The 7,490-nt window shown below is 52.7% G+C and carries 6 protein-coding genes; 1 reads left to right on the forward strand and 5 read right to left on the reverse strand.

Annotated elements, in window-relative coordinates; all coding sequences use genetic code 11:
• Positions 1 to 69: 69 nt before the first annotated feature.
• The 4 genes from ACVBEF_RS12415 to tcuC form a co-directional block, all read right to left on the reverse strand.
• Positions 70 to 1,548, reverse strand: a complete 1,479-nt coding sequence (locus ACVBEF_RS12415; protein WP_447124256.1) for an MATE family efflux transporter — start codon at positions 1,546 to 1,548, stop codon at positions 70 to 72.
• Entirely contained in the window at positions 1,482 to 3,248 is a 1,767-nt protein-coding gene (locus tag ACVBEF_RS12420; RefSeq protein ID WP_447124257.1) for an ArnT family glycosyltransferase, read from the reverse strand. The genes ACVBEF_RS12415 and ACVBEF_RS12420 overlap by 67 nt, the downstream gene beginning before the upstream one ends.
• Positions 3,249 to 3,453: 205 nt before the next feature.
• Entirely contained in the window at positions 3,454 to 3,723 is a 270-nt protein-coding gene (locus tag ACVBEF_RS12425; protein ID WP_447124260.1) for a type B 50S ribosomal protein L31, read from the reverse strand.
• 148 nt (positions 3,724 to 3,871) lie between these two features.
• Positions 3,872 to 5,173, reverse strand: a complete 1,302-nt coding sequence (gene tcuC, locus ACVBEF_RS12430) for a tricarballylate/proton symporter TcuC (protein ID WP_447124258.1) — start codon at positions 5,171 to 5,173, stop codon at positions 3,872 to 3,874.
• A 242-nt stretch (positions 5,174 to 5,415) separates the two neighbouring features.
• Between tcuC and ACVBEF_RS12435 the strand changes: the two genes are divergently transcribed.
• Complete coding sequence (locus ACVBEF_RS12435; protein ID WP_447124259.1) at positions 5,416 to 6,030, forward strand: phosphatase PAP2 family protein; 615 nt, start codon at positions 5,416 to 5,418, stop codon at positions 6,028 to 6,030.
• 115 nt (positions 6,031 to 6,145) lie between these two features.
• On the opposite strand, the gene rho is transcribed toward ACVBEF_RS12435, so the two are convergent.
• Complete coding sequence (gene rho / locus ACVBEF_RS12440) at positions 6,146 to 7,408, reverse strand: transcription termination factor Rho (protein WP_108440853.1); 1,263 nt, start codon at positions 7,406 to 7,408, stop codon at positions 6,146 to 6,148.
• Positions 7,409 to 7,490: the final 82 nt, after the last annotated feature.

The following is a 7,490-nucleotide window of genomic DNA, read 5'->3' on the forward strand; positions in this document are numbered from 1 at the left end:
ATAGCCTGGACTACTTAGATGTCATTTATATTGGATAAATGAATAAATGATTTATTCAGCGCAGTGGGTTTAATTGCTTTGTTGCCGTACGCGGCGCTGCACGATGCGCAAATAGAACAGCATACTGATTGCTACTAACGCAATGCTGGCGCTGTTCCCCATCCAGAAACCGGCTGCGCCATGCAGTGCTGGCGGGCTGATACCAAATGGATCGAGGCCCAGGATATAGCCCGACACCAGGCCCACTCCCCAAAGCGATACGGCGTAGATGATGGTTGGAATAATGGCGACTTTGTAGGCGCGTAAAACGAATGCGGTGCTGCATTGAATGGCGTCGAATAATTGATAAAACCCGATGAATATAAACAGCGGCATGGCTGCCGCAATAATCGTTTCGTTGGGAGTGTAGGCGCGGATGATGGTAGCGCGTGCCAGCCAGATGATGAGGCCGACGGTGGCAGAGCAACAGGCTGCTAGTCGAATCCCGGAATAGCCAATGCGTTGCGCCTGATCGAATGCTTTGGCGCCGATCGCTTGCGCGACCAGAATTCCGCTGGCAATGGCGATGGACAAGGGCAGCATGTACAGCACGGTACCGAAGTTGGCGGTGATTTGATGACCTGCGACGACGGTTTCTCCTAGTCGTGCGATAAAAATTGCCATGAAGGCGAAGGCGGTGACTTCGATGAAGTAACTTAAGCCGGTGGGGATGCCTAGTTTTAATAAGGCCTTTTGCGCTTGCCAGTGCGGTTTGATAAATCCGCTGTGAAATAGCGCGAATTGTTGGTAGAAACTGTTGTGACGCAAAATGAGCCAGCCGATGATCAGCATCAGCCATGCAATAACGGTGGTGGCGATGGCGCAGCCGGGGCCGCCTAGCGCGGGGATGCCGAGGCCGCCAAAAATGAAGAGCGCATTTAAGGGAAATTTGAGTAGTACGCCGATGAGTTTGATGGCCATCACCATTTTGGGCCGGGCAACGGCGATGTTTAACGCCGAGTAGACATTAAAGCCGAGCGTAGCTGGTAGCGCTAATGCCAGAATTTGTAAATATAAAACGGCTTTGGCGCTGAGTATCGGTGAGGCGTGGGCGATGGAGAGAAACGGTTGGGGAAACAGCAGTACGACGCAGCCGAGCAGCGACAAGAAGAGTGCCAGCCAAGTGCCTTGTTTGACCTGATAGCCGATCTCGGTCATGCGTTGACCGCCGTAGAGTTGTCCGATAATCGGCGACAGCGCTTGCAGCACGCCACTCAGACCGACGAAGACGCTGACATAAATGGCCCCGCCCAGCGCTAACGCAGCCAGATCTGTGGCGGAGTAGCGCGATGTCATGGCGGTGTCGATGACGCCGTTCATTACCAATGCCAACTGCCCGATCAGGATCGGCCAGGCTAGTTTGGCGATGTTAGCCGTATTGGAGCGGGCGAAGCGCTTGGTCGTTCGGCGGATGAATGATTGCGTAATGTTGAGCTCGGAAATTAATTGCCAATGCGTTGATATAGACGGAAGCGCTCGTCGCGGTCCGAGGGACGTCGGCCGCTCCATAATAATTTCCAACGGCCGTCAAATTGACGCCAGATGGCCGCGTCATCAGCTTTGCTGTTGTTATTGTCTTGATAGAGCAAAAAGTCGCAACGTTCCTGGCTGAGTTGAGAAAAGGGAACGTCGCCGAAATAGGCAAATGAGGCACGCTGTGCGGGGCCGACGTTGGTATTGACGCATTGCTTGACTATAGGGAGGTGATCGGCGATTTGGGTGGCAACGCCTGCGTAACTTTTACTGTAGTTAATCCACGGTAGCCATAGCGTCATCAGTAATAGCCAGCACAACACGACACCGCCGGATGACAGTACGACGGCACGCCAGAGTACCGCCGGGCGGCGTGACAAGCGCCAGTTGACTAATGCAATCCAGCAAATGGAGCCGAGAATGGCGATGATCAGCGCGGTCAGATTAAAGCCAGGTTTGAAGCCGGGGGCTAACTTAAACGCATTCTTGGCAATTTGTGCTGGCCAACCGGTTTCTTTGGCGATCCATCCGACCCAAATAAAGGCGGCACAGGTTGAGAGTGTCATCACGGAGAACCAGTCAACCGCATTGATGGCGCCACGCTTCATGGTCGGCAGGCCGAACGCGGCCAGAATCACCAGCGCCGGTAAGAGCGGTAGCAAGATCCCTTCATCAGGACGCGGCGTGAGCAAAATCATGACGGTCAAACTGATAAAAAATGCGAGCGGCAGGGCGATGTGGAGTGCCTTGCGTTGTTGGCGCCATGCATAGACGGCCCACCCGGCGAACGGCCACGCAGGCCACGCAAACCAAATGCCGTACTTAAAGTAATAGGCAAATGCGCGCCAACTTGGCCAGCCGAATTGCCATAGATTTTGATGTTCCCAGAAGGCGAAATTATTTCCGTTCGGCAGTAAGATAGAACTAGCCAGAAACCATGCGCCACTGACGATGAAGGCGATGGGTAGCGTCACCAGCAGCAGATGGGTGGCAATGGCTTTTTCACGCAGCATGGCTAAGCTGATCAAGCCGATGAAGATGGTCAGCGGTACGCCCCAGCCGCGTGTCAGTGTCAAAAGCCCAAGCGCCATGCCGAGTAAGGCGGCGCTGCGGATGGTGAAGGCAACCATGTAAGCGGCGGTGCGAGTGGTGCCGGGTGCGGCGTTGGAGGCATCAAACAAGCGTACGGCGAGATAGATGGCGTAGGCCACTAGCGACATCTGCAAGCTTTTGGCGGTGGTTTCGTGGCTGTGCAGGAGCAGGCCCAGGCAGCCCATATAAATCAGGAAAGCACCGTCGGCTAGTGTGCGTCCAAAATCTCGCGGCTCGGGCTGGCCGCCAAATGCCAGCCGTAGTGGTTGGGCTTCGCTGCGGCGACCGAGCAAATACGTGGCGTACCAAACGGAAAGCGAACCGATTAAAAAGAAAATAATAGTGGAGAGCCGGGCTGCGAGCGGATCGCCTAGTAGCCAGCCGAAGAGTTTGATGCAAATTGCACCGACCCAGAAAGTTAAAGGGCTTTCGCCCGGCATCGGTAAGCCGACGATTTGGGGTGCTAGCCAGGTATTGAGATTGCCGTGGGCCATCGTCCACATAATACCGAAACTGGACGCGTCGTCATTTTTCCAGGGATCGCGACCGAACAGGCCGGGCAAAATATAGAGTAAACCAAGCGCCCATAATCCCCAGCGTGGCAGTGCGCTGGTGGCGGAAGCGGGGAGGCGAACTGGCTTCATCACGTGGTGGCTTTATGAGTTATGAGAATTGGGTTGGAGGAGTATTGTGCCGCAAAAAACGCGTGGGGCGCATATCGGATACAAAGTCTTGCTACTCCATAAGCTTGTTCAAGCGCGTTTCGATGACAGCGTTGGCCGGGCGATGTTGAAAATAAAAAAGGCAGCCGGAGCTGCCTTCTTGGAACAATCGCACAGCCCAGGAAAATTAGCCTGCAGCGATGGCTGTTTTTGAACCAACAGTACCAAATTTCTTACGGAATTTATCAACGCGACCAGCTGTGTCAACGATTTTATGTTGACCAGTGTAGAAAGGATGCGATTCCGACGAAACTTCAATCTTTACCAAAGGATAGTCTTTACCTTCGAAATTGACTGTTTCACGCGTTTTGATAGTTGAACGTGTGACGAATTGAAAACCGCAAGACATGTCTTGGATCACAACTTCGCGATATTCTGGGTGAATGCCGTCTTTCATAATTGCCTCAAAATGTTCGGTAGCCAATCGTCACTTCGTCGGTCGTCGTGCTTCTTGACCCGATTGTCGATCACTTGCCAAGGTGGAAAAAGCGCGATTATACAGTAAGACTGTTAGTGAATGACAGTCTTACACTGCAGCCCGTGCGTCAGGCGGGTGCTTTTTTTAGCGCGCCAGTCTGTTGGTTGCCATTTTTTCGGTATAGAACCAGTGTTGCAATTAATCCACATACGGCTGCAAAACTCATCCACAGACCTGGCGCAGCTTTGTTACCGGTAAATTCGATCAGGCCGGTAGCGATCGCGGGAGTAAAACCGCCAAAAATTGCCGTCGCCAGACTATAGGCTAAAGAAAATCCAACGGTACGCACATCAACGGGCATCACTTCGGTGAGGGCGACGACCATCGCGCCGTTATAGCTGGCATATAAAAATGACAACCATAATTCAACCATGAGCATCCGCTCGAAACTAGGGGCTGCGACTAACCAGGACAGAGTTGGATAGGCGGTCAGGATGGTGAGTATGGTAAATACCAGCAAAAGCGGGCGACGACCAACGCGATCGGACAAAGCGCCCATTACCGGCAGCCAGATAAAGTTCGACACGCCGACACAAAAGGTGACGATCAATGCATCTGTCGTTGTGAGTTTTAATACTGCTTTGCCGAAGGTCGGGGTGTAGACCGTGATCAGATAGAACGATACGGTAGTCATCGAGACCAGCATCATGCCGGCAACGATCAGGCCCCAATTGTCTACCATCGAGCGCAGAATCTGACGCATGTTCGGTTTATGCTTGCGTGCCAAAAATTCTTCTGTTTCTTGTAACGAGCGGCGAATCACAAACAATACCGGCACGATCATGCAGCCGATAAAGAACGGAATGCGCCATCCCCAGTCAGCGATTTGGGCAGGTTGCAACCAAACTTGAAGCGCATAACCCAATGCCGCCGCAAAGATAATGGCGACTTGCTGACTCGCCGATTGCCAACTGACATAAAACCCTTTGTGACCGTGTGTCGCCATTTCTGAGAGATAGACAGAGACGCCGCCTAACTCAACGCCAGCCGAAAATCCTTGTAGCAGACGACCTGTCAATACCAGGAACGGTGCAAGATAACCAATCGTGGCGTAACCAGGCACGAAAGCGATCAGCATCGTGCCGAGCGCCATTAAGGCCAACGTGACGATCAAGCCTTTGCGGCGACCGATGCGGTCGACATACGCGCCGAGAATAATGGCACCGAGTGGTCGCATCAAAAAGCCTGCGCCAAAGGTCATGAAGGTGAGCATCAAGGATGCGAATTCATTGCTTGCCGGGAAGAATGTTTTGGCGATGTGGGTTGCGTAAAATCCAAAGAGAAAGAAATCGAACATCTCCATGAAATTGCCGCTGGTTACGCGCAGGACGGTGCCGAATTTGGATTGACTGGACTTGTTGGTTGTCATGGTTTGATTTTATTTAGGCCAGTTGTAAAGTTTATAAGAATACATCTAAATTGTGTCGAATTGGTGCTGGTAGTTGTTGGTAAATCAGGCAGGAAAATCGGGGTGCGCAGGTATGCTGCTGGTTGCCGTGATACGCTTCCGGTCTTCCGCAAGCGTAGTTCTCCATTGACGGAGTCGTGCCCTCGGCGCACTAAAGTACGTTATCGATGTTAATTTATTAATCAATTGTGAGTCAATAATCTATGTTTTCATGGGCCGCTATAAGCAATCTTGCAGACACTAACGTCCTGTTGCCAGCCGCAGCCGTATGCGCGGCATGGCTGCTGTTCGGGCGCGCCTGGCGCATGAGCTTATTGTGGAGTTTTCTTTTTGCGACGGGCCTGGTGTTGGTCGCTATGACGAAAATCGCCTTTGTCGGTTGGGGCATAGGCATTCGGTCGCTCGATTTCACCGGCTTTAGTGGCCACGCGATGCGCGCTACTGCGGTCATGCCGGTATTGTTTTATTTGCTGTTGCAAAAGGCACCGCCGCTTGCGCGGCTCTCAGGTGTAGTACTGGGTTTAGCATTGGGCGTCATCATTGGCATATCGCGGCTAGTGGTGCATGCCCATTCTGTTTCAGAGGCGGTGACCGGATGCCTCGTGGGGGCGGTAGTTGCCCTGAGCTTTTTTTGGTTTTCGCGTTCTATGCCCAAGCCTACGTTGCATCGTTGGCTGCTGGTACTGACGCTCATTCCCGTGATGCTGACGGTCCAGGCAAAGCCAGCCCCGACAGAGCGCTGGCTCAGTGGGGTTGCGCTATATGTCTCTGGTCATGACAAACCGTTCGTGCGGGCGGATTGGGATTTAACAGATTAGTTAATCGGTAATGGGCCAATGGACCAATCGGCCTTTGTTCGTAGCATATAAAAAAGTCTGACTTGCTTGCGCATGTCAGACTTTTTTAATTGTTTCAGCTCTCGGAGTAACTTGATTAGTTGCCGCGTCGCATCATGTCAAAGAATTCAAGATTAGTCTTGGTGGATTTGATCTTGTCGAGGATGAACTCCATCGCTTCGATTTCATCCATGCTGTAGAGCAATTTGCGCAAGACCCAGATTTTCTGCAACTGGTCTGGCTTGATCAGTAACTCTTCACGACGGGTGCCGGATTTGTTGAGGTTAATTGCCGGATAGACGCGCTTTTCTGCAAGGCGACGCTCCAGATGGACCTCCATGTTGCCGGTCCCTTTGAATTCTTCATAAATCACATCATCCATGCGGCTACCGGTTTCGATCAGGGCTGTCGCGATGATGGTCAGCGAGCCACCTTCTTCGATGTTACGGGCCGCGCCGAAGAAGCGTTTTGGACGTTGTAGCGCATTTGCATCGACACCACCGGTCAATACCTTGCCGGACGCCGGGATCACCGTATTGTAGGCGCGCGCCAGACGAGTGATGGAGTCGAGCAAAATTACAACGTCTTTTTTCATTTCGACGAGACGCTTGGCTTTTTCCAGCACCATTTCGGCAACTTGAACGTGACGGGTGGCCGGTTCATCAAAAGTCGATGCAACGACTTCGCCGCGCACAGAGCGCTGCATTTCGGTGACTTCTTCCGGGCGTTCGTCAATCAGCAGGACGATCATCACAGTGTCAGGATGATTGGTCGTGATCGCATGTGCAATGTGCTGCAACATGACCGATTTACCTGACTTCGGCGACGCCACCAGCAGACCGCGCTGGCCTTTGCCGATAGGCGCGATCATGTCGATGATGCGGCCGGTAATGTTTTCTTCACCGCGCATGTCGCGCTCTAGCGGCAGCGGTTTGTTTGGATGCAACGGCGTGAGATTTTCAAACAGAATGCGGTGTTTCGATGCTTCCGGGGATTCGCCGTTGACCTTGTCAACTTTGACCAGAGCGAAATAACGCTCGCCGTCTTTCGGGGTGCGGACTTCACCTTCTATCGAGTCGCCGGTATGCAGATTGAAGCGGCGGATTTGCGAAGGGGAAATATAAATGTCGTCGGTGGACGCCATGTAACTGGCGTCAGGCGAGCGCAGGAAGCCAAAGCCGTCGGGCAGGACTTCAAGAGCGCCATCGCCAAAAATCTGTTCTCCTGATTTCGCGCGTTTCTTCAGAATGGCGAACATCAGTTCTTGTTTGCGCAAGCGCGCGGCGTTGTCAATGTCGAGGCCAATTGCCATTTCTAGCAGGGCGGAGACGTGGAGCGCCTTTAATTCGGATAAATGCATAGTGTATGAGTGTCCCGGGGTGGGAATTGTCATCGATTCGTGCTCGATGAACCGGGCGCTTAGAGAAGCTATCACCGACTGC

Source organism: Glaciimonas sp. GG7, assembly GCF_052976905.1.

Coding starts and splice junctions, on each gene's coding strand:
- ACVBEF_RS12415 (WP_447124256.1), bottom strand. CDS start 1,548: ATGGAGCGGCCGACGTCCCTCGGACCGCGACGAGCGCTTCCGTCTATA.
- ACVBEF_RS12420 (WP_447124257.1), bottom strand. CDS start 3,248: ATGAAGCCAGTTCGCCTCCCCGCTTCCGCCACCAGCGCACTGCCACGC.
- ACVBEF_RS12425 (WP_447124260.1), bottom strand. CDS start 3,723: ATGAAAGACGGCATTCACCCAGAATATCGCGAAGTTGTGATCCAAGAC.
- tcuC (WP_447124258.1), bottom strand. CDS start 5,173: ATGACAACCAACAAGTCCAGTCAATCCAAATTCGGCACCGTCCTGCGC.
- ACVBEF_RS12435 (WP_447124259.1), top strand. CDS start 5,416: ATGTTTTCATGGGCCGCTATAAGCAATCTTGCAGACACTAACGTCCTG.
- rho (WP_108440853.1), bottom strand. CDS start 7,408: ATGCATTTATCCGAATTAAAGGCGCTCCACGTCTCCGCCCTGCTAGAA.